This is a genomic window from Martelella mangrovi (assembly GCF_040545495.1).
GTDB classification, from domain to species: Bacteria; Pseudomonadota; Alphaproteobacteria; order Rhizobiales; family Rhizobiaceae; genus Martelella; species Martelella mangrovi.
This window is the reverse complement of the sequence record NZ_JBEPLY010000005.1, coordinates 203,326-225,444: the sequence shown is the minus strand read 5'-3', so window position 1 is coordinate 225,444 and position 22,119 is coordinate 203,326. Positions and strand designations below refer to the sequence as shown.

Here is a 22,119-nt window from a genome sequence, read left to right as displayed (position 1 = left end):
GACGTGATGGCAAAGGGCTAGTCTTGCGAATCTGGATTTTGACGGACGGGAAGATCGGCGACCGGGTGCAGTGTCTCGGTGTGGCTTCGCGTCTCGGGGAGGATCCCGAGGAAAAGGTGATCCTGCCCGGGAAACCCTGGGAATGGTGGATGCCGCATGGGCCCGTTCCACTGAAACACAGGCCGGGGCACCCCGGAAGCCCGATCGCGCCGCCTTTTCCTGATGTTGCGATTGCCAGCGGACGGCGCATGGTGCCTTACCTGAAGGCCGTGAAGAAGGCGTCCGGCGGCAAGACCTTCACCGTGTTTCTGAAAGACCCGCGGATTGGCGCCGCGGCGGCCGATCTGATCTGGGTGCCGCGTCATGACCGGCTTCGCGCCGACAACGTGCTGGTCACCGATACCGGCCCGCATCCGCTGACCGAAGAGGCGCTCGCCGCTGCGGTGGCCGAACGCCCGGCGGAATGGGAAAGCCTGCCGTGCCCGAGGCTGGGATTTCTGATCGGCAATCCGGTCTCCGGTGCGCGCGATGAAGATGCCGCGCTGAACCGTTTTCTGACGCAGATCGATCATGCCAGAAGCGCGGTCGGCAGCATCATCGTCACGCAGTCGCGACGGACCCCGGAGACGGTGATGACGGCGCTGCGCGCGCGGCTTTCCGGCTTTCCGCACTGGATCTGGTCGCCGGAAGAACAAAATCCCTACCGCGCGCTGCTCGGTTTTTGCGATATGCTGGCCGTGACCGGCGATTCCCACAATATGGTCAGCGAAGCCTTGTCCACCGGCAAACCGGTGTTTCCGCTTGTGCCCCATCATCTCAATCCGAAGCTGGCGGGCTTTCTGAAACGACTGGAGGAAACCGGCCTGACACGGCCGTTCGACGGGCCGCTCAAGCCTTACGACTATCAGCCTGTGGATGCCACGCAGACGATTGCAGAGGCGATTTTGCGCGGTCTTGCCGCGCGTGAGCAAAAGCCCGGATAATCAGGCGATCCTGATCGTGTCATCGGGGAAGGCGAGTTGCTCGCGCGCCCGCCACTCGGGAGCCACATAGTTGATGATCAGGGATTTGCGTACGCCTTCGATCGGACGTCGCTGAAATCCGTGCCAGGTATTGTCGGCGGGCACAAAGGCCATTGCCAGATTCGGGCCGAAAGGTGAGCGGCCGACATGCTCATCCTTGGAGGCATAGATATCGGTTCCGAGCTCTTCATGTCCCGGTCCGTCGGAAAGATAGATCAGCAGGGTAAACAGCTTCACGCCGATATCGGTATGCGGCTCCAGCCAGAAGCCATCCATGTCCTGAGCGTATTCGATCCTGAGGTTCGCCCCCTCGATATTAGTACCGAAAGTTCGCTGGATCACGCCGGCCATGTCAAGCGACTGGAAGGCTGCCGCAACCGCCGCGCAACTGCCATGCTTTGCCCTGTTCTCCCGGTCGAAATAATGCCGGCTCTTGTTGTGAATCTCCCGCGTGCCCGATCGTCCTTCATGGTCACGACGTGGAAAATCAAGTTTTTGCAAATCGGAAAGAAGTGTTTCCGGAAACATGTCCTTTGCCAGCCAGTACCGGTAAGGTTCATTGCCTTCCTGTGCATTTAAGAAAGAATTTTTTAAGTATTTCCTAATGCACTTATCATGAACGTCGGTCATTTTACAGGCCATTTTACGTTGCGTTGACGCAAAATATAAATGTATAATTTGCGCATCACAACTATAAAATGTAGTAATGGATAAGGTCTATTTACCGGGTTTTCCGGTTTTTCCCTTGCGGCGGCCACGTTGTTTCTGCTCGGCCGGTTCCTCATAGGAGCCGGCGCCGATCTTGCCCCGTTTGACCGGTTTGGCATCGCCGCCACGCGGTTTTTCGGTGCGCCCGACGGTCATCTCGTCCAGCGTGTTCTTGCGGAACAGTGGCTTGGCCGTATCCGTGCCGGGGCCCATATCGTCCAGAGACGGCGGCGCGAAATAGGATGATGTGTTTTTGTCGGCCTGTCGCGACTCGGCCTTTTCCAGCTTGTCGTCCATGCCTTCCAGTTCGGCAGCCTTCAGGCGCTTGATCTCGTCGCGCACACGGGCGGCGGTCTCGAAGTCGAGATCCGCGGCGGCATCGCGCATCTGCTTTTCGAGCGCCTCGAGATGGGCCTGCAGATTGTTGCCGACGAGGTGTCCATCCTGGGCAAAGCCCTTGCCGCCCTTGGTGCCGATATCGGCGCGGACATGATCCTTTTCATATACGGAGTCGAGAATGTCGGAAATCCGGGCCTTGACCGATTCCGGCGTGATGCCGTGTTCCTCGTTATAGGCGAGCTGTTTTTCGCGGCGGCGGCTGGTTTCGTCCATGGCGCGCTGCATCGAGCCGGTCACCTGATCGGCATAGAGGATCACCTGCCCATCGACATTACGGGCCGCACGGCCGATGGTCTGGATCAGCGATGTTTCCGAGCGGAGGAAACCCTCCTTGTCCGCATCCAGAATGGCAACGAAGCCACATTCGGGAATATCGAGACCCTCACGCAGCAGGTTGATGCCGACCAGCACGTCGAAAGCGCCGAGCCGCAGGTCGCGGATGATCTCGATGCGTTCCAACGTATCGATATCGGAATGCATGTAGCGCACGCGGATGCCCTGTTCGTGCAGATATTCGGTCAGATCCTCGGCCATGCGCTTGGTGAGCACCGTCACCAGTGTGCGATATCCCTTCGCCGCCACATCGCGGATTTCCGACAGCACATCGTCGACCTGGGTTTTTGCCGGGCGGATTTCGACCGGCGGATCGATCAGCCCGGTCGGGCGGATCACCTGTTCGGCGAACACGCCGCCAGCCTGCTCCATCTCCCAGCCGCCGGGCGTGGCCGAAACCGCAATCGTATCCGGGCGCATCGCGTCCCATTCCTCGAAGCGCAGCGGCCGGTTGTCCATGCAGGAGGGCAGGCGGAAGCCGTATTCGGCCAGCGTCGCCTTGCGCCGGAAGTCGCCGCGATACATGCCGCCGATCTGCGGAATGGTGACATGGCTCTCGTCGATGAAAATCAGCGCATTGTCGGGAATATATTCAAACAGGGTCGGCGGCGGTTCGCCGGGTTTGCGTCCGGTCAAGTAGCGCGAATAATTCTCGATGCCGGGGCAGGACCCGGTTGCCTCCATCATCTCGATATCGAAGCGGGTGCGCTGTTCGAGCCGTTGTGCTTCGAGAAGACGTCCAGCCTTTTCAAGTTCTTGCAGGCGTCCTTTCAACTCTTCCTTGATCGATTTTATCGCCGCATTCAGCGTCGGGCGCGGCGTGACGTAGTGCGAATTGGCGTAGATTTTCACCGATTGCAGGTCGCCGGTCTTCTGCCCGGTCAGCGGATCGAATTCGGTGATCTGGTCGATCTCGTCGCCGAACATCGATATCCGCCAGGCGGCGTCTTCAAGGTGGGCCGGGAAGATTTCGATCGTGTCGCCGCGCACGCGGAAGGAGCCGCGCTGAAAGTCCATGTCGCGGCGCTTGTATTGCTGGGCTACCAGATCGGCGAGCAACTGGCGCTGGTCGAGTGTATCGCCGACCGACATCTGGAAGGTCATCGCCGTATAGGTCTCGACCGAACCGATACCGTAGATGCAGGAGACCGAAGCGATGATGATGCAGTCGTCGCGCTCGAGGATCGCCCGGGTTGCGGCATGGCGCATCCGGTCAATCTGCTCGTTGATCGAGGATTCCTTCTCGATATAGGTGTCCGAACGCGGCACATAGGCTTCCGGCTGATAGTAATCGTAGTAGGAGACGAAATATTCGACCGCATTATCGGGGAAGAAATTCTTGAATTCGGAATAAAGCTGCGCGGCCAGCGTCTTGTTCGGGGCCAGAATGACGGCGGGCCGCTGGGTTTCCGCGATCACCTTGGCCATGGTGAAGGTCTTGCCGGAGCCGGTGACGCCGAGCAGAACCTGGCTGCGGTCGCCATCATTGAGCCCGCTGACGAGATCGCGGATCGCGGTCGGCTGGTCGCCCGAAGGCTTGTATTCCGTCTCCATGCGGATCGGAATGCCGCCTTCGGATTTTTCCGGGCGTTCGGGCCGGTGCGGCGTCCAGATCTTGCCGTCCTTGAACAGCGGATTGCCACTCTCGATCAGCTTGGACAAGGCATCAACGGTCGCTGTAACGGCGCCGGGGGCAAGGTTCTTGGCATCTTCCAGCGAGACATCGACACCTGAAACCGGGTTGAGGCCGGCGGCCGCACGCGTCTTCGGATCCGTCGACGCGCCGATCGATACGCCGCGCGATGTCCGTCCCGCGGTTGCGTCCCCGCCGCTTTCGGATGCCTTCTTGCGGTGCTTTCCGGCTCTCGAGGCAAGTTTCCGCTGCGAATCCGCGCTTTCGGCTTCGGCCTCGCGCTCGAGGTTCGCCAGCCAGTCGCTCATCGAACCATTCTGGGGCTCGCCCTCAAAAGGCGCCTGCGGTGCCTCTTCAAAACCGGGTTTTTCGGAAGATTTCTTGGGTGTTCTGGCCATGCCGCGAATATGGAGCGAGTCAGGATAAAAGAAAAGGGCGGGAGGGTAGAAAGTGAACAAAAAAGGAACGACCGTCCTGCCGATCCGTAGTTCAGGCCACGAGCCCTTAAACGGACCTATTCTTGCGGTATTGTTTCCACATTTCTCATGTAAGTATTTTCTAATACGAACTGCAGGACGGGTTGGTGGAAAGTCTGTTTTCATGTGCCCGATGACCGCGTCCCGCATAGACCACCGCGCAATACAGTGAAACACGATGACATCCAGACAATCCGCTATCTCGGCGGTGCGTTTTGGCTATGGACTTCGTCCAGGCGAAGACGCGCCCGGTGGCCCGGAAGGGGTCATGCAGCAACTGCGCTCGGCGAAAGATGAGGCGCTGATGTTCCCGCCTGAGGGGACAGGGGAACTCCGCCAGCGCGCAATCGCGACATTCATGAAGCGACGGGACATGCGCAAGGATCTCGAAGGCGAAGATCTGCGCGCGGCGCTTAAAACCGTCCGTCAGGAAAACGAAAGACGGTTCCGCAGCGATGCGATTGCGCGGACCGCCCAGTCTGTCGCTTCGCCGAACGGGCTTCAGGAACGGCTTGCCTTCTTCTGGACCGACCATTTCTCGGTCTCGTTTCGCAAGAACGAGGATATGCGCCAGTTCACGCCGCTCTTTGAGGTGGAGGCGATACGCCCCAATCTGGCGGCCGATTTCAGCACGCTTCTGAAAGCGGCAACCCTGCATCCCGCGATGATCTTCTATCTTGATCAGTGGCTTTCCGTCGGTCCGCACTCGGCCCGGGCCGGCAAGCGCGGTCTCAATGAAAATCATGGCCGCGAGCTTCTGGAACTGCACACGCTCGGGGCCGGCTCCGGCTACACGCAGACCGATGTGCGGCAGGCTTCCCTGTTGATGACGGGGCTGACGATCGACCGTCCGGGCGCGGAGACGATCTTCGATGGCAAACGCGCCGAGCCGGGCACGTTCTCGGTCCTTGGCAAGGTTTACGGGCAGGACCGGAGCGATATCGCGGACATCAACAGGTTCCTCGACGATCTTTCCGTCCGGCCGGAAACAGCGCGGTATATCAGCCGAAAACTCGCGACCTATTTCTTCTCCGAGGATCCTTCGCCGGAACTGGTTTCCGCAATGGAGCAGACCTGGCGCCGCACAGGCGGCAATCTTTCGGCTGTCTATGAGACCATGCTGGCCGATCCCGCCGCCTTCACCATGCAGCCGCGAAACATCAAGCTGCCTTTCGACTACGTTGTCTCCTGCCTGCGCGCCCTGAATGTGGATGGCGAGACGATTGTCAGTGACGAAAAGCTCGGCGGAACCGTCAACTATCTGCTGAAGACGCTGGGTCAGCCGGTGTGGGATCCGCCAAGCCCGGAGGGTTTTGAGAGCAACCGCGCAAGCTGGGTCAACGGCAACCAGCTGGCGGGCCGCATTGTCGTATCGCGGAACCTGATCAACAAGTTCCGGAAAGATCAGGAGCCGGTCGATTTCGCCAATCGAGCGCTTGGGCCATTGCTGAGCGAAAACACCGGAACGCTGGTGAAGCGGGCACCGAACCGGACGGCTGCCATGACGCTTGTTCTGGCATCGCCGGAATTCAACCTTCGTTAGGAGTTGCATCATGTCGATTGTGTTCAATCCTACGCGGCGGTTCCTGCTTGGCGGGGCCTGCTCGCTTGCGGCGATGCCGCTGATGACCAGCTTTGCGCTGGCCGAAGGCAATGGCGATAACCGTTTCGTCGCCATCATCCTGCGCGGGGCGATGGACGGTCTCGATCTGGTTCAGCCCTATGGTGATCCGGCCTATGCGGCGCTGCGACCGGAACTTGCACTGACGCCGGATCGCGGGCTTCACGATCTCGACGGCCGCTTCGGGCTGCACCCCGCTGCCGGCTATCTTTATCCACTCTGGCAAAGCGGCGAGCTGAGCTTCGTTCATGCGGTTTCCACGCCCTATCGCAATGCCCGCAGCCATTTCGATGGGCAGGACATACTCGAGACCGGCGGAAGCGGCCGCGCCGGAAAGGACGGATGGCTTAACCGGGCCATCGGGCTTTCGGGGCAGGGGCGTTTGAGGGCCATCGACGTGGCATCGGATTCCGACCTCATCCTGCAGGGTGAAAACGATGCGGAAATGTGGTCTCCAAAGGCCAATGTGCCGATTTCCGCCGACGAAATCATGTTTTTCGAGTCGCTTTACGGGCAGGACGAAGACTTTGCCCGCGCCTTTCAGCAGGCGCGCAGCGCCGACATGAGCGCAGACGAGATTTTCGGCGGCGAAAAACTCGGCGCCTCCACGGAAGGCCTGGCGAAGCTCGCCGGTGGTTTCCTGAAAGAAAACTACCGCGTTGCCGCTTTTTCCATCAATGGCTGGGATACGCATGCCGGTCAGCCTGATCTTTTCAGGCGGTCCGCGGGTAGTCTTTCATCGGCGATCCTGACGCTGAAGAACGAAATGGGACCCGCCGCATGGCGCAAGACGGTGGTCCTTGCGATGACGGAATTCGGGCGTACTGCCCGCCAGAACGGCACAGGCGGAACCGACCATGGCACCGGCGGCTGCGCCGTCATCGCCGGAGGCGCTTTCCCCGGCGGCAGGGTCATGGGCAACTGGCCCGGCATCGGCGATGGTGATCTTTACGAAAACCGTGACCTGATGCCGACCGGCGATATTCGCGAAGTGGCAGCCGCCTTGCTTTACAGGCAGTTCGGACTGGGCGCCGCAGCCCTGACAAACAGTGTTTTTCCGGGGCTCGATTTCTCGCCGTCATCCGTGTTTGTGCGGGCCTGAAACGCAAGTCACCCTTTCAAGGAACAGAAAACCGGCTTGGGGGGCCATTCAGCCCAACAGCCTCAGTTCCTGAGCACGACATAGGCACGGATAAAACCGTCATAGAGCATACGGCCGCGCCACAGCGCGAACGGCCAGACCCACCAGACGAACAGCACCAGCAGGGTCGCTGCATTGAGCACCAGGATATCGACGATTGCGCGCTGATCGGTGCCTGCGGTTTCGAGCCATGCGACCGCTTCGGCAACGGACGATGCTTTCGGGGTTCCCAGGGCAATGGCGAACTGGATCAGGTTATTGGCGATAAGCGGCCAGAACTTGAGATATTCACGCAGGACTGTCTTGCCGGGGGGAAGCGGCGGCGGAACCTTGGCCAGCGCATCGGGCGTGACATGAAGCGACATGAGCCGCTTGCCGGGCGTCCAGCCGAGAAAGATCGTAGCCAGTGCCAGAGCCAGTGGAAAGGCGATGAGCTGGAGCGAGGATACGCTTCTCTCGATAAACGGCGAGGGAAAGACCGGATCGTCATTTTCGTCGAGCTGGATTGAAACGGAACGGGTGAAGGTTGCGCCGTCTTCTTCGCCTTCGCGGCTTTCAGACACCACCGCCAGACGCTTTTGCGGCAGGAAAAAGCTGTCGATGGAGCACAGGCGGGCGCTGATTTTGGTGTCGTTGGCGTCGGATTTCGGCCAGTCTCGTTCGATCGCCGCGAAGACCGGCATGACGTCGCGATCCGCCGGCGTGCAGGTCCGCGTATAGAAAAACGAACTGGCAACTCCATCCTTGAGTTGTGGGACGACCATTGTCAGAGCGCCGACCACGAAGGTAGCGAGAATGCCGTAGGCCAGAAAATCGATGATGAGTGCGGCAAGCCGGCGCAGGAACAGGCGCGGTGGACGCTGGGGAACGGCAGTCTGGTCGCTCATGATCAACCAGCCGCTTCGCTGGCGGCGGATGAGCGCGTCGCAGGCACGGGGGAGGGTTTTCCGTTTTCATCCATGGCCACCATGATGAACTCGGCCTCGGTGACCTTTTCGCGTCGCGGCCGGTCGTGGCGGTGAACCCACGCCTGGACATCGATCGTCATCGAGGTGCGGCCGATGCGGGAAAACGCGGTATAGACACACAGCGTATCGCCGATCTTCACCGGCTTTTCGAATGTCATCGAATGAACGGCGGCGGTTACCGTGCGCATTCCGGCATGTTCGGAAGCTGCGACGAAAGCGGCCAGGTCCATCTGCGACATCACCCATCCGCCGAAAATGTCGCCGGCCGGATTGGCATTGGCAGGCATGGCCACCGTTCTGAGGGTCAATTCTCCGCTGGGTATCTCGCTCATCGATTCTTTCCTTCTGTGACAGATTTCAGATTATCCCGGCTTCTAAACGGCGCAAGGGCATGATTTCCAGATCGTGCCCGGGGCAAAGCATTTGTTTACATATGTCTGTTTTACTCGCCGCCAGGTTTCAACCTTGGCGCGATGGACGGTATGGTGTCATTTTCTTATCTGCGGCACGCGGTTTCCTGTACGGCAATTTCCCTGGCACTGGCCGGCTGCTCGATCGGCGGTCTGATGACCTCGTTTTCGGTCGATACCAGCGACAAGAATTCGCAGGTCGTCACCCGTAGCGAAGTCGCCAGAACACAACCGGCTGCAGATTCATCAAAAACACCGCAGCCCGATGCGTCCCGGCTTGCCGCAGACGAACCGCCGCCACCGACCATCGAGCAGCTGATTGCCGAAACGGAAACCTCCGCAGGCGTGCCGATTGACAGCTATCTCGGTTTTAGCAGCGCGGAAGACAGCAAGGACGTCACCGCCATTGCGGCGCAGGAAGCCCGGACCGCCGAACGGCAGGTGGACGGAGCCCCGGATCCGGGCATCGATCCGATCCAGACGGCCTCCTTGCTGCCCCATGTTCAGCCCGGTGCAACGGGGCAGGGGGGCATGTCTGCGCCCAAGCAGAACCGGATACCCGGGCTGATGCCGCTTGCCGAGCGGCAGTGCCGCAGCGAGCTGAACCGGATGGGCGTGACCTTCACCGAGGTCGAGGCAATCGCCAATGGCAGCCAGTGCGGGATCGAATATCCGGTCAAATTGCAGAGCCTGCCCGGTGATATCGCTGTTTCGCCGAATGTCACGGTAAACTGCGATACCGCGCTCGCCTTCGCCCAATGGGTGCAGAACGATGTGGCGCCCGCCGCACGCGTGCGCTATCTGACCGGCCTCAAGTCTATCCAGACCATGGGCGGATATTCCTGCCGGCGTGTGAACAACGGCACCAATTCGCGAACCATGTCCGAGCATTCGAAGGGCAATGCCATCGATGTCGGTGGCTTTACGCTCAATACCGGCAAGAAGATCGATATCTCCCGCAAGGGCCTGTTCGCCTTCCGGGAGAAGGGGCTTTTGAAGTCCGTTCGCGCCAGCGGATGTGATTATTTCAATACGGTGCTCGGCCCTGGCTATCCCAAGCATGGTGATCATTTTCACTTTGATTTGAAGCAGCGCTCATCCGGCAAGAGCTACTGTAACTGAGTGTCTCCCCATAAATCTCGGGCAGAGAATAAAGCGGTAGCGGCTTTTCTGTCGCTGCCGTTTTGTGTCTGTCGTGCCCGTAGTGTGCCAATGACATTGGCAACACGAAACGATACGTGTGACCACGCGAAACGTTTCGTGTTGACATAACAGCATTGGGGTGCGGGTTGAGACGAGTTTTTTGTTCGTAAATGTTCGCTTTGGAATCGGTATCGGGGAGCCGGTGCAGCGGCCTCTGGACGAGCGGCATGGACGGTGCGGTGCGGTTCCGCCGAAAGCGCGATATTTTTCTTAATGACAAGCCCGGAAGAACGGCATTAAGATCGGATCAGTCTCAGGGAGCTTGAAACGGACTCGGTACATACAGATATGAGCGTCAACGATAGCCTGGTGTACGCGGCTGAAATCTGAAGGACAGACGGAGTTAGAAAGAATGATCGCGATGTCGATCCGGATGCAGAACGACCCTTCCAAGAACGGGGGCAATCCGAACCGCGGAACGGCGGTGATCGCGCGCACCAAGCCCAAGACGAAGAAACCCAGCCTATACCGGGTTCTCCTGTTGAATGATGACTACACACCAATGGAGTTTGTAATCCATATTCTGGAGCGTTTCTTCCAGAAGGATCGCGAGGCGGCGACCCGCATCATGCTCAACGTCCACAATAACGGCGTCGGCGAGTGCGGGGTTTTCACCTATGAGGTGGCTGAGACCAAGGTCAGCCAGGTCATGGATTTTGCGCGTCAGCACCAACACCCATTGCAATGTGTCATGGAAAAGAAGTGAGGATCTGATCGTGCCAACATTCTCTCCCAGTCTCGAAAAGGCGCTGCATCAGGCTCTGACCTATGCAAATGACCGGCACCACGAATATGCAACGCTGGAGCATCTGCTCCTGGCGCTGATTGATGATGGTGATGCTGCCGCTGTCATGGGTGCCTGCAGCGTCGACCTCGATGCCCTGCGCAAGACCGTAACCGAATATGTCGATACCGAACTGGCCAATCTGGTCACCGGCTATGACGAGGATTCCAAGCCGACCTCCGGCTTTCAGCGCGTGATCCAGCGCGCGGTGATCCATGTCCAGTCTTCCGGTCGTGAAGAAGTGACGGGCGCCAATGTGCTCGTCGCTATCTTTGCCGAGCGCGAAAGCCATGCGGCCTATTTCCTGCAGCAGCAGGAGATGACCCGCTACGATGCCGTCAACTATATCTCGCACGGCATAGGCAAGCGGCCCGGAAGTTCGGAAATGCGTCCGCCGCGCGGCGCAAATGCCGAAAACGAGGATTCCGAAAACGGAGCACAGCAGGCCGAAGACGGCGGGCGCAAGCAGCCCGACGCCCTGAAGGCCTACTGCGTCAACCTCAATGAAAAGGCGCTGAGCGGCAAGATCGACCCGCTGATCGGTCGCGATTCCGAGGTTAACCGGACCATTCAGGTTCTGTGCCGCCGTTCCAAGAACAACCCGCTTTACGTGGGCGATCCCGGCGTCGGCAAGACGGCGATTGCCGAAGGCCTCGCCAAGCGGATCGTTGACGGCAAGGTGCCCGAGGCGCTGGTCGATGCGACGATCTTCTCGCTCGACATGGGCACGCTTCTGGCCGGCACCCGCTATCGCGGCGATTTCGAGGAACGCCTGAAACAGGTGGTCAAGGAGCTCGAGGAATATGAGGGCGCCGTGCTCTTCATCGACGAGATCCACACCGTGATCGGCGCGGGCGCCACCTCCGGCGGCGCCATGGATGCCTCGAACCTGCTGAAACCGGCGCTGTCTTCGGGCGCGATCCGCTGCATCGGGTCGACCACCTACAAGGAATACCGCCAGTTCTTCGAAAAGGACCGTGCGCTGGTGCGCCGGTTCCAGAAGATCGATGTCAACGAGCCCTCCGTGGACGATGCCATCGAGATCATGAAGGGTCTGAAGCCCTATTTCGAGGAATATCACAACCTGCGCTACACCAACGACGCCATCAAGGCGGCGGTGGAGCTGTCGGCGCGCTACATCTCCGACCGCAAGCTGCCGGACAAGGCGATCGATGTGATCGACGAAAGCGGTGCGGCCCAGATGCTGGTTCCGGCGTCCCGTCGTCGCAAGATGATCACCGAAAAGGAGATCGAGGCGACGGTTGCCACCATGGCCCGTATTCCGCCGAAATCGGTTTCCAAGGATGACGAGCAGGTGCTTGCCAATCTCGAGCAGGAACTGCGCTCGGTGGTCTACGGTCAGGACAAGGCGATCGATGCGCTTGCGACGGCGATCAAGCTGGCCCGTGCAGGGCTGCGCGAGCCCAACAAGCCGATCGGCTCCTACATCTTCTCCGGCCCCACGGGCGTCGGCAAGACCGAGGTGTCGAAGCAGCTTGCCTCCTCGCTTGGCGTCGAGTTGCTGCGCTTCGACATGTCGGAATATATGGAGCGTCACACGGTCTCCCGGCTTCTGGGCGCACCGCCCGGATATGTCGGTTTCGACCAGGGCGGCCTTCTGACCGATGGCGTCGATCAGCATCCCCATTGCGTGGTGCTGCTGGACGAGATCGAGAAGGCGCATCCGGATATCTACAACATCCTGTTGCAGGTGATGGACCATGGCTCGCTGACTGATCACAACGGCAAGAAGATCGACTTCCGCAACGTCATCCTGATCATGACGACCAATGCGGGCGCTGCCGAAATGTCGAAATCGGCAATCGGCTTCGGGTCTTCGCGGCGCACCGGTGATGATGAAGAGGCGCTGAACCGCATCTTCACGCCGGAATTCCGCAACCGTCTCGATGCGATCATCCAGTTTGCGCCGTTGCCGACCGAGGTCATCCATCAGGTTGTCCAGAAGTTCGTCATGCAGCTCGAAAGCCAGCTTTCGGAACGCAATGTCACCTTCGATCTGGAGGAGAAGGCGGTCGAATGGCTGGCCGAGCGTGGCTATGACGAGAAGATGGGCGCCCGTCCGCTCTCGCGCGTGATCCAGGAGCACATCAAGAAGCCGCTGGCGAACGAAATCCTGTTCGGCAAGCTCAAGAAGGGCGGCGTCGTGCGTGTCGATGTGAAGACCGACAAGGATGGCAAGGAAGAGCTGCTTCTGGATGCAATCCCGGATTCGACACCGGTCAAACCGTCGGAGCTGAAAAAGGATGCACCGAAGGACAAGCCCGCCAAGAAGGGTGGCTCCAAATCGAAAAAATCCTCCGCCGATACCTGATCGGCGGGCCATTCAGACCAGAACGCAAAAACGCCGGGCTATGCCCGGCGTTTAGTTTATTGGCAAACCTATCCATTTTACGGACGTCATCCTCGGGCTTGACCCGAGGATCTAACCACCGCTCAGCACGAGCGGCGCTGGCGGTCCGTAATAGACTGTTTTAAATTGACTTTTTGCCCGATACGCTTGTCGCGTTCATGCGTGCTTAGACCCTCGGGTCAAGCCCGAGGGTGACGAAGGAGGGTGGGGCGAGCTTTGTTAGCAATCTGAACGCCGAGCGAAAACTCGGCTTTTTTTTGTGCTGATCACCCTTTTCCGGACACCAAGGTTGACCGTCGTCGCCAATGCGGGGGTGACGAGCTTGTAGACCGCACCGGAAATGACCGTCGTGGGGGAAACAGCTGAACGTGAAGGTTCAGCCTGTCGCAGAGAATTTTAGCGTTCGGGGAACGGTCAAAACGCTCGGGCCGATCAGAAGCTCTTGCCGATGCCGAGGCCGCCATAGGTCAGGCCGCTGTTGGGGCTGGCAAGATTGGCGTTGGACGAGTGCCGCACAGTGGCCGTGATGTTCCAGTTGTTTTCGAGATTGACGCCGAAGGCGATGTACTCGTGGAACAGGAGATGGGAGCCGACGCCGGGGCCGCGGCCGCCGAATTCATCCTTGCTCGCATTCGTCAACGCGCCGCCGAAGCCGATGTCGACAAAGGTCGGGCCGGCGACCGGGAATTTCCAGCTGGCGCCCGCCATCAGCTGCGACGATTCGTCAGCCGTTGAAATGCTCGCGCTCAGGAAGAAGCGGGGATGGAGGAACTTGTCGAAGCCCTCACGGCCCTTGCTGTGCAGCGGGTCGAAGAACAGGCTGGGAATCAGGAAGACGCCCTTTTCGAAATCGGAGCTGGCGCCAAGCGACGCTGCGACTTCGAAACGGGCCTCATCGAAAATGCTGTCTTTGACAACCGGAGCGGGTGTCGGTGCCATATCGGCATCGGCCGAAAAAGCGCTGCCGGTACCGACAGCCAGAAATGCCAATACGGCTGTATGTTTTAGAGACAATTTCACAGTCATGCGTCTTCCCAATGGTAAACGACCGCCGGACGGTCCATCGAGACGCACCGGATCATGTCTGCATTTCTGCCGATTCCACGCTCAAGGTCAAGCGAAAGCTCATTAAGGAAGGCGGCACAAACTTCGGAAAATGCCTATGCTGTGGCAAGGATGCCGAGCGCGGATTCGAACAACCGTCGGCCGTCCGTGCCGCCATGGGCCGGTTCGATCAGGTTTTCGGGGTGCGGCATCATGCCCAGAACATTGCCCTGCGTGCTGACCACACCGGCAATATCGTTGATCGACCCGTTGGGATTGGTGCCTTCGGCATAGCGGAACACCACCTGGCCGTTGTCTTCCAGCCTGGCAAGTTCGTCGGCTTCAGCGAAGTAATTGCCGTCGTGATGGGCCACCGGGCAACGGATCACTTCATTTTCCGCATAGGCGGCGGTGAAGGCCGTGCGGTTGTTGGCAACCTGAAGGCGAACTTCGCGGCAGACGAATTTGAGCGATGCGTTGCGCATCAGCGCGCCCGGCAACAGGCCGGCTTCGAGCAGGATCTGGAAGCCGTTGCACACGCCGATGACCCGCACGCCCGCACGGGCCTTTTCAGCAACGGCCTGCATGACCGGCATGCGTGCCGCAATAGCGCCGCAACGCAGATAATCGCCATAGGAAAAGCCGCCCGGGATGACGATCAGGTCGACATCGGGCAGTTCCGTCTCGGTCTGCCAGACGGTGATCGGGTCATGACCGGAGATCGTGCCGATGGCGGCGAACATGTCGCGGTCGCGGTTGAGGCCGGGAAGCTGGATCAGTGCGGTTTTCATGAAATGCGCTCTCTTCCTGCCCTCAGGCCTGGCTCAGTTCGATCGCGTAGTTTTCGATCACCATGTTGGCCAGAAGCTTTTCGCACATGGCCGCGACATCGGCCTCCGCCTTGGCGCGGTCGTCGGTATCGATCGCAAGATCGAAAACCTTGCCCTGGCGTGCGGCGGAAAGCCCGTCAAAGCCCAGACCGTGCAGGGCGCCTTCAATGGCCTTTCCCTGCGGATCGAGAACGCCGTTTTTCAAGGTAACGATGACACGTGCATTGATCACTGGTTCAATCCCCAATCTGCTATTTGACAAGTACCGGGCCGGCAGCGCGTGCCGGTTCGTTCTCATTCATGATGCCCAGCCGGCGCGCAATCTCCGAATGGGCGCTGATGACGGTTCCGCTGGCGTCTGTCTCGCGGTCCAGACGCTGGTGGGTGCGAAGGTCAAGAACGCGACAGGAATCCGGCGAAATCTCTCCGGCCAGAATGATGCGCATCATATCGCCTTCAAAAAAGCGGCCGCACTCAATCCTGAAATCGACAAGCTGCATGCCTGCTCCGACAAAAAGACCGGAGAGGAAGTCGTTGATACGGATGGCCAGCGTGGTCATGTCGTCCAGTTCGGGCGGCGAGGCCCAGCCGAAGGCGGCAATATGTTCCTCGGTTACCAGCGGATTGTCCAGCTCGTCCGATTTCAGCGAGAATTCGACGATCGAACGGGGAAGGGGGACGCCTTCCTCGATGCCGAGCCTGCGCGACAATGAACCGGCGGCAATATTGCGCACAGTCACGGCAAGCGGGATCATTTCCACCTCGCGCACCAGCTGTTCGCGCATGTTGAGGCGGCGGATGAAATGCGTGGGAATGCCGATCGCGTTCAGGTGGCTGAAGACATATTCGGAAATGCGGTTGTTGAGGACGCCCTTGCCATCAATGACTTCACCGGCAATGCCGGGTTCTGTCCCGGCATCGTCCTTGAAGAACTGGATCAGCGTTCCGGGCTCGGGGCCTTCATAGAGGATTTTGCCCTTGCCTTCGTAAACCCGGCGGCGACGATTCATTTTCAGCTCGCGAAGTTGGCGCGTCCGGCTTGTCGGGCGCGCGATATTTTTATCTCTTCCGCTGGAATAGCGAAGTCGTGCGGCTTTCTCAATCAAAACCGGGCGTTTTTCAAGGCAATTGCGTTTTTACGTTGCGTTTGAATAAACAATCCCCGATTCCTCTCTGTTTTTAAACGATATTATTCAAAATATTTAATCCGGCTTCTTTTCAAATGTCATTTTTGCCGCCATCTTGAAAATGGAGACAGCGATCGCCGGGCCTGACAGCCCGGCAAAGATGGTGGAGGTGGATATGGCAGGTTCGGTTTTCAACGATCGTGAGCGTGCCTTCGAGGCCGCCTTCGTTCAGCAGGAGGCCGCGCGTTTCCGTGTGATTGCGCGGCGAAACCGCATGCTGGCCGCCTGGGCCGCCGGGCTTTTGGGGCGCGAGGATCTGGAAGTCTATGCCAGTGAGGTCATCGCCGCCGATTTCACCCATGCCGGTCATGGCGATGTGCTGAAAAAGCTGATGCGCGACTTTGCCGAGGCCGGCGTCGATATCGACGAGGAGACCGTGCAGATGAAAATGCACGCATTTCTGCAGGCGGCTGGCCAGCAGAGCGAGCACGGCTAGATCGCTTCCAACACAAATGGGTACAATTCTGTCGGCCTGCACCTGGCGATGGGGTTAATCTGCGTCGCGGGCAAGCATCATCACGGACAGCGGATCTCCGGCCTTGATTGCTTCGTCACCCGGAGGGCGAACAATCAGGCAGTCGGCATCGGCAAGTGTTGCGATCAATGACGAATCCTGGCTTTCGCAGGGCTCCACCAGCCCGTTGGCGCGGTCGGTAAACCGGCCGCGCATATAGTGGCGGCGGGGGCCGTTCGGTTCGATCGGGCCGGCGGCAACGGCCTGATGCAGACGGTTGCGCGGCGTCAGGTTCGCAAGCTTTCGGATCAGCGGTTCGGCAAAGATCAGTGTGCAGACAAAAGCGGATACCGGATTGCCCGGCAGGCCCAGCACCTTCATGTCACCGAGATTACCGACCATCAACGGTTTTCCCGGCCGCATGGCGATCTTCCAGAAATCGAGCGACATGCCGATGGACTGCAATGTCGGCCCGACCAGATCGCGGTCGCCGACGGAGGCGCCACCGATGGTCATCAGCACGTCCGCATTCCAGTCACGCGCGCGGTCGACGGCTGCCCGTAGATCTGCCGCATCGTCGCGGGCAATGCCGAGGTCAAGCGTTTGTGCGCCGTTCATGCGGGCAAGCGAATGCAGCGCAACCCCGGACGATGCCGAGATCTGGCCCGGGCCAGGCTTTTGTCCCGGCGGCACAAGTTCATCGCCTGTTGCAAGCAAGGCAATCCTTGGCTGTCGGCAAACCGGAAGCGCGCCGTGGCCGGCAGCAGCGGCCAGCGACAGGCTGCGCGCATCAAGCAGCCGGCCCCTTGCCAGAAGCAGCTGACCGTCGCGAAAATCCTGTCCGGCGGGACGGATATGCGCCCCCTTCGCCGCAGCTTCGGTTATCAGGATGCTGTGCTCGCCCCGTTTTTCGGTATCTTCCTGAATCACCACGCAGTCGGCGCCGGGCGGTACGGGCGCGCCGGTAAAAATGCGTATCGCCGTTCCGGGAATAACATCCTGCTCCGGCGTCTGCCCGGCGGCAACCGTGCCGATGACGGAGAGCGTGGCGCCGGCCGTTTCCACATCTTCGGCGCGCACGGCATAGCCATCCATTGCGGATGCGCTGAAGGGCGGCTGGGTTATACGGGCGAGAATGTCTTCGGCCAGAATGCGGCCGTCGGCGTCAGGCAGGGCCAGCATTTCTGTTCCCGAGACCGGACGGGCATTCGCGAGCAAGATTGCGAGTGCGTCTTCGACCGGCAGAAGGGTGTTTGCCATGGCGGCCTACTCCGCTGATCGCCTGAAATCGCCGCTCACGCCGCCGGATTTTTCCACGAGACGGATTGCGCCGATTTCCATTTCACGGTCGGCGGCTTTCGCCATGTCGTAGATCGTCAGGCAGGCGACAGAAACGGCCGTGAGCGCTTCCATCTCCACACCGGTCTTTCCGGTCAGACGCGTGGTTGCCATGACGCGCAGTCCGGGCAGGGTGGCGTCAGGGGTGATCTCGACTGCGATCTTGGTGAGCATCAGGGGATGGCAGAGCGGAATGAGGCTGGCAGTCTGCTTGGCGCCCATGATGCCGGCAAGCCGGGCGGCGGCGACCACGTCGCCCTTTTTCGCATTGCCGCTTTCGATCAGCGCCAGCGTTTCGGGTTTCATGCGGACGTAGCCCTCCGCTGTCGCGGTGCGCAGCGTCTCGTCCTTGCCGCCAACATCGACCATATGTGCCGCGCCGTCGGCGGCTATATGGGTGAGCTTTGCCGGCCGGTCGCTCATTGTGCCGGTTCTTCCGCGCTTGCCCCGGTCAAAAGCGCGCGGGTGGCGCCAGCAATATCGTCCTTGCGCATCAGGCTTTCGCCGACGAGGAAGGTCGAAATGCCGCTTTTTTTCAGCCGCAGGCAGTCGTCATGAACGAAAATGCCGCTTTCGCCGACAATCAGCCGGTCATCCGGCACCATGCTTGCGAGACGTTCGCTGGTTTCAAGCGAAACGTCGAAGGTTCTGAGATTGCGGTTATTGATGCCGAGCATCTTCGATGACAGTTTCAGCGCGCGTTCGCATTCCTCTTCATTGTGCACTTCCAGCAGTGCGTCCATGCCGAGTTCAAAGGCGGTATCTTCCAGAAGGCGCGCCTCATCATCGGAAAGGCTCGCCATGATGATCAGGATGCAATCGGCGCCCCAGGCGCGCGCTTCGTGGATCTGGTAGGGCTCGAACATGAAATCCTTGCGCAGGGCGGGCAGTACGCAGGCATTGCGCGCGGCGGCAAGATAGTCCGGTGCGCCCTGAAAGCTCGGCGTGTCGGTCAGCACCGAAAGGCAGGCCGCACCGCCGTCCTCATAGGCCCTGGCAAAGGCCGGCGGATCGAAGTCGGGGCGGATCAGCCCTTTGGAGGGGCTGGCCTTCTTGATCTCCGCGATCAGACCGAACCGGCCTTCATCTTTTTTGCGGCGCAGTGCCGCGAGAAAGCCGCGCGGCTTTTCCTGATCGCGCGCCTGCGCCTTCAGCTCGTCGAGCGGCACGCTCGACTTTGCCGCGGCGATTTCCTGGCGCTTGTAGGTTTCGATCTTTTTCAGGATGTCGGTCATGGCCGGTTTCTCAGCTTCCGCTTTTCTGATTGGAAACGGCAACGAGCCTTTCGAGCGCGAGCGCTGCGTTGCCGCTGTCAAGCGATTGTGCAGCGATTGTCATCGCGTCGGCAAGTGTTTCCCCCTTGCCGGCGATCATCAAGGCGGCGGCGGCGTTGCAGAGCGATACGTCGCGATAGGCATTGCGCGCGCCCGAAAGCACCTGGCGCAGGGCTGCGGCATTGACCTTGCCGTCACCGCCGCGCAGGGCCTCGAGTTCGACCTGATCGACACCGAAATCCTTCGGGGACAGCGTGAATTCGCGGATCTTTCCGTCGGCCAGTTCGACCACCTGGGTTTCACCGGTCGTGGTGATCTCGTCCAGCCCCTGACCGTGAACAACCCAGACCGTCTGCGAACCGAGATCGCGCAGAACCTCTGCCAGCGGCACCAGCCATTGCGGTGAAAACACACCGAGCAACTGGCTTTTGACGCCCGCCGGATTTGAGAGCGGTCCGAGAATATTGAAGATCGTCCTGGTGCCGAGTTCGACCCGCGACGGGCCGACATGGCGCATAGCCGCATGATGTTTCTGGGCGAACATGAAACCGATGCCGGCTTCCTGCAGGCAGGCCTCGATCACCTCCGGGCCGGTGTCGAGTTCGACGCCGAGTTCCGACAGGCTGTCGGCCGTACCCGATCGCGAACTGAGCGCACGGTTGCCGTGTTTTGCAACCGTGACGCCAGCACCCGCCGTAACGATCGCCGCAAGGGTCGAGATATTGTATGTGCCGGTGCCATCGCCGCCGGTTCCCACGATATCGATCGCACCGGCAGGGGCGGAAACCGTCAGCATCTTGGCGCGCATCGTCTCGACTGCGCCGACGATCTCATCAACCGTTTCCCCCTTGACCCTCAGCGCCATCAGGAAGCCGCCGATCTGCGCGGGCGTTGCCTCGCCCGACATCAGGATTTCGAAGGCCTGCCGTGACTGAGTTACTGTCAGCGACTGGCGGTCGGCGACCCGGGCGATGAACGGTTTGAGTTCGGACATGGTTTCGCTCTCGCTTACTGCAGGTTGATGGCCTGCTGGGCGAGCGTCTGGTTGATCGAGACGCCGTATTCGCTCTGCAGCTTGTTGATCATTTCGTCGAGGATATCGTCTCCGGCAGACGACGCAATGGCCGTGATGACCTGATTGTCACCGCTGGTCTCGAGCGTGTCGGTCGGGTTGACGACGGTGGCCACCGTGAGAACCACCTGCTGTGTGCCGCTGTCGCGCGGTGCGGTCGCTACCGTGCCAAGCGGGCCACTGAAGGCTGCTGCGATGACTTCCGGTCCCAGCTCGGCAACCTGCGATGTCCTTGTGATCGAAGGGCTGCGCTCGACATCGATGGCAAGATCATCGGCAACCTGCTGAAGGCTTTCGCCGTTTTCAATCCGCTGTTTCAGCTCGTCGGCTTTGGCAGCCAGCGCATCGCGCTGCTGTTCTGCCGCCCAGTCGGCCTCAACCTGGCTTCGGACCTCGTCAAACGTGCGGTCGCGCGAAGGCGTGATCGACGCGACCTCATACCAGATCAGACCGCCGTCATTGAGATTGAGCGGCAGGTTTTCAATGCCCGTATCGCTGTCGAAGGCGGCCGAGACAAGTTCGGTGCCAAGCGGAATGTCCTCGATCGGATTGCCGTCGGTATCGCGGCCGTTGGCGTCGACCGCATCAATGGTGACAGTCTGCAGGCCGAGGCTTTCAGCAGCTTCGGCCATGCTGGCGCCGCCGGCGCGCTGGTCTTCGTACTGGTTCTCGACATTGAGGATATCGTCGGCCGCCTGCTGCTCGGCAAGTTCGGTGCGAATCTGATCCTTGACGTCATCGAACGGCGTCGTGCTTTCCGGGGTGATTTCGGCGACCCGCAGGATAACCGGTCCGAAATTGCCCTGGACAACGCCGCTGGTGCCGCCTTCTTCGGGGATGGCGAAGGCGGCTTCATCGATGGACTGATCGGGGAACTGGCCCTTTTCGTAGACGCCGAGCGTCACGTCGCCAGTGGTCCGGCCCAGCTCGGTGACAAGCTGGTCGAAGGTCTTGGTGCCGTCGGCAAGGGCTTGTGCAGCCTGTTCGGCGGCGGCCTGATCGGTGAAGGTCAGCTGTTGGATCTGCCGTTGTTCCGGGGTGGTATAGGTGTTGATACGGGCTTCGTAGTCCGCACGCACCGCATCGTCGGAAACCGCCGCGGGATCAGCGATATCGGACGGGCGCAGGGCGACATAGGAAATCGCGCGGTATTCGGGGGCGCGATAGGCGGCCTGGCGCTGTTCGAACCAAGGCTCCAGCACCTCGTCGCCCGGCGATTTGACCGGGTCGATGAAAGCGTTGTTGAGCACGACATAATCGATCACGCGGCTCTGGCCGCGATATTCGCGGATCGCATCGACCAGGGTTTCCGGAGCGGCAAAGCCATCGGCAAGGCCGTCGACGATCTGCGCGCGCACCGCAAGCTTGCTGCGCTCTGCGACATAATCATCCTCGTTCATGCCGACATTGCGCAAAAGCGCGCTGAAGCGCCGGCGGTCGAACCGTCCGTCACTGTTTTGAAAGGCCGGGTCCTCGGCGATCAGCTTGGCAAGCCGGTCTTCGGAAAGGCCGAGGTTCATGTTGTCGGCAAGCTGGTCGAGGGCCGCACCGGCCACGAGCCGGGCATAGACCTGCTGATCAACCCCGAGCATCCGGGCTTCCTCGCCGCTCAGCCGGCGGCCGAACTGGTTGCTCACACTGTCGAGCTGACGCTGGTAGGCGAGGCGATATTCATTCGTCGATACGGTCTTGTCGCCGACCTGTACAACGACGTCCGAGTTCCCGGAAAGCAGCGCGCTCGAAGCGCCCCAGACGCCGAACGAGATGATCAGCAGGATCATCAGGATTTTTGCGACCCATGTCTGGGCGCCTTTGCGCATTGTCTCGAGCATTCTTGAGCGGTCCCTGTTT

At 60.1% G+C, this 22,119-nt stretch carries 19 protein-coding genes and 1 pseudogene; 7 read left to right on the top strand and 13 right to left on the bottom strand.

All coding sequences use genetic code 11. The annotated features are described in order from the left end of the window. The first annotated feature begins 23 nt into the window (after positions 1-23). Positions 24-983, top strand: a complete 960-nt coding sequence (locus tag ABID12_RS09950) for a mitochondrial fission ELM1 family protein (protein ID WP_354434082.1) — start codon at positions 24-26, stop codon at positions 981-983. On the opposite strand, the gene ABID12_RS09945 is transcribed toward ABID12_RS09950, so the two are convergent. Both ABID12_RS09945 and uvrB read right to left on the bottom strand, forming a co-directional pair. Continuing rightward, positions 984-1,652, bottom strand: coding sequence for a 2OG-Fe(II) oxygenase (locus tag ABID12_RS09945; RefSeq protein ID WP_354434081.1), 669 nt, complete (start codon positions 1,650-1,652; stop codon positions 984-986). It abuts the gene before it with no gap. A gap of 87 nt (positions 1,653-1,739) precedes the next feature. After that, positions 1,740-4,493 carry an excinuclease ABC subunit UvrB gene (uvrB, locus tag ABID12_RS09940; RefSeq protein WP_354434080.1) on the bottom strand — a complete coding sequence of 918 codons (2,754 nt, stop codon included), beginning with the start codon at positions 4,491-4,493 and terminating at the stop codon, positions 1,740-1,742. Between the two features lie 256 nt (positions 4,494-4,749). Between uvrB and ABID12_RS09935 the strand changes: the two genes are divergently transcribed. Both ABID12_RS09935 and ABID12_RS09930 read left to right on the top strand, forming a co-directional pair. Then, a complete protein-coding gene (locus tag ABID12_RS09935) occupies positions 4,750-6,114 on the top strand; it encodes a DUF1800 domain-containing protein (RefSeq protein ID WP_354434079.1) in 1,365 nt (454 codons plus the stop codon). Between the two features lie 10 nt (positions 6,115-6,124). Next, a complete protein-coding gene (locus ABID12_RS09930; protein ID WP_354434078.1) occupies positions 6,125-7,294 on the top strand; it encodes a DUF1501 domain-containing protein in 1,170 nt (389 codons plus the stop codon). Between the two features lie 62 nt (positions 7,295-7,356). Here the strand turns inward: ABID12_RS09930 and ABID12_RS09925 are convergent, their stop codons facing one another. Continuing rightward, on the bottom strand, positions 7,357-8,220 hold the full coding sequence (locus ABID12_RS09925; protein WP_354434077.1) for a hypothetical protein: 864 nt from the start codon (positions 8,218-8,220) through the stop codon (positions 7,357-7,359). A 2-nt stretch (positions 8,221-8,222) separates the two neighbouring features. Then, a complete protein-coding gene (locus ABID12_RS09920) occupies positions 8,223-8,633 on the bottom strand; it encodes an acyl-CoA thioesterase (RefSeq protein WP_354434076.1) in 411 nt (136 codons plus the stop codon). 150 nt (positions 8,634-8,783) lie between these two features. Between ABID12_RS09920 and ABID12_RS09915 the strand changes: the two genes are divergently transcribed. The 3 genes from ABID12_RS09915 to clpA all read left to right on the top strand — a co-directional run bounded on the left by ABID12_RS09915 (position 8,784) and on the right by clpA (position 13,030). Then, a complete protein-coding gene (locus ABID12_RS09915) occupies positions 8,784-9,833 on the top strand; it encodes an extensin-like domain-containing protein (protein WP_354434075.1) in 1,050 nt (349 codons plus the stop codon). Positions 9,834-10,266: 433 nt separating this feature from the next. Beyond that, a complete protein-coding gene (clpS, locus tag ABID12_RS09910) occupies positions 10,267-10,620 on the top strand; it encodes an ATP-dependent Clp protease adapter ClpS (protein ID WP_024707881.1) in 354 nt (117 codons plus the stop codon). A gap of 10 nt (positions 10,621-10,630) precedes the next feature. Next, positions 10,631-13,030, top strand: a complete 2,400-nt coding sequence (gene clpA / locus ABID12_RS09905) for an ATP-dependent Clp protease ATP-binding subunit ClpA (protein ID WP_354434074.1) — start codon at positions 10,631-10,633, stop codon at positions 13,028-13,030. A gap of 471 nt (positions 13,031-13,501) precedes the next feature. Here clpA and ABID12_RS09900 read toward each other — a convergent pair whose 3' ends face one another. From ABID12_RS09900 to ABID12_RS09885, 4 genes and pseudogenes are all read right to left on the bottom strand, one after another. Then, on the bottom strand, positions 13,502-14,095 hold the full coding sequence (locus ABID12_RS09900; RefSeq protein WP_106305453.1) for an acyloxyacyl hydrolase: 594 nt from the start codon (positions 14,093-14,095) through the stop codon (positions 13,502-13,504). Between the two features lie 134 nt (positions 14,096-14,229). Next, positions 14,230-14,904 (bottom strand): phosphoribosylformylglycinamidine synthase subunit PurQ, encoded by a 675-nt coding sequence (gene purQ / locus ABID12_RS09895; RefSeq protein WP_354434073.1) that lies wholly within the window; start codon positions 14,902-14,904, stop codon positions 14,230-14,232. 22 nt (positions 14,905-14,926) lie between these two features. Further along, complete coding sequence (gene purS, locus ABID12_RS09890) at positions 14,927-15,175, bottom strand: phosphoribosylformylglycinamidine synthase subunit PurS (RefSeq protein ID WP_106305447.1); 249 nt, start codon at positions 15,173-15,175, stop codon at positions 14,927-14,929. A 159-nt stretch (positions 15,176-15,334) separates the two neighbouring features. Then, positions 15,335-15,953, bottom strand: a pseudogene (locus ABID12_RS09885) (phosphoribosylaminoimidazolesuccinocarboxamide synthase); the annotation flags it as partial. Between the two features lie 292 nt (positions 15,954-16,245). Here ABID12_RS09885 and ABID12_RS09880 point away from each other — a divergent pair. Beyond that, entirely contained in the window at positions 16,246-16,566 is a 321-nt protein-coding gene (locus ABID12_RS09880) for a DUF1476 domain-containing protein (RefSeq protein WP_319520067.1), read from the top strand. 54 nt (positions 16,567-16,620) lie between these two features. On the opposite strand, the gene ABID12_RS09875 is transcribed toward ABID12_RS09880, so the two are convergent. From ABID12_RS09875 to ABID12_RS09855, 5 genes are read right to left on the bottom strand one after another with little or no spacing between them, the layout of a single operon-like run. Further along, on the bottom strand, positions 16,621-17,844 hold the full coding sequence (locus ABID12_RS09875; RefSeq protein ID WP_354434071.1) for a molybdopterin molybdotransferase MoeA: 1,224 nt from the start codon (positions 17,842-17,844) through the stop codon (positions 16,621-16,623). 6 nt (positions 17,845-17,850) lie between these two features. Next, positions 17,851-18,345 (bottom strand): cyclic pyranopterin monophosphate synthase MoaC, encoded by a 495-nt coding sequence (moaC, locus tag ABID12_RS09870; protein ID WP_354434070.1) that lies wholly within the window; start codon positions 18,343-18,345, stop codon positions 17,851-17,853. Then, positions 18,342-19,157, bottom strand: a complete 816-nt coding sequence (gene trpC / locus ABID12_RS09865; RefSeq protein ID WP_354434069.1) for an indole-3-glycerol phosphate synthase TrpC — start codon at positions 19,155-19,157, stop codon at positions 18,342-18,344. Before trpC ends, moaC begins: the two co-directional genes overlap by 4 nt. 10 nt (positions 19,158-19,167) lie before the next feature. After that, positions 19,168-20,190 carry an anthranilate phosphoribosyltransferase gene (trpD, locus tag ABID12_RS09860; RefSeq protein ID WP_354434068.1) on the bottom strand — a complete coding sequence of 341 codons (1,023 nt, stop codon included), beginning with the start codon at positions 20,188-20,190 and terminating at the stop codon, positions 19,168-19,170. 14 nt (positions 20,191-20,204) lie between these two features. Then, the gene (locus tag ABID12_RS09855; protein WP_354434067.1) at positions 20,205-22,100 is read right to left on the bottom strand and encodes a peptidylprolyl isomerase; all 1,896 of its coding nucleotides are present in this window, start codon (positions 22,098-22,100) and stop codon (positions 20,205-20,207) included. Positions 22,101-22,119: the final 19 nt, after the last annotated feature.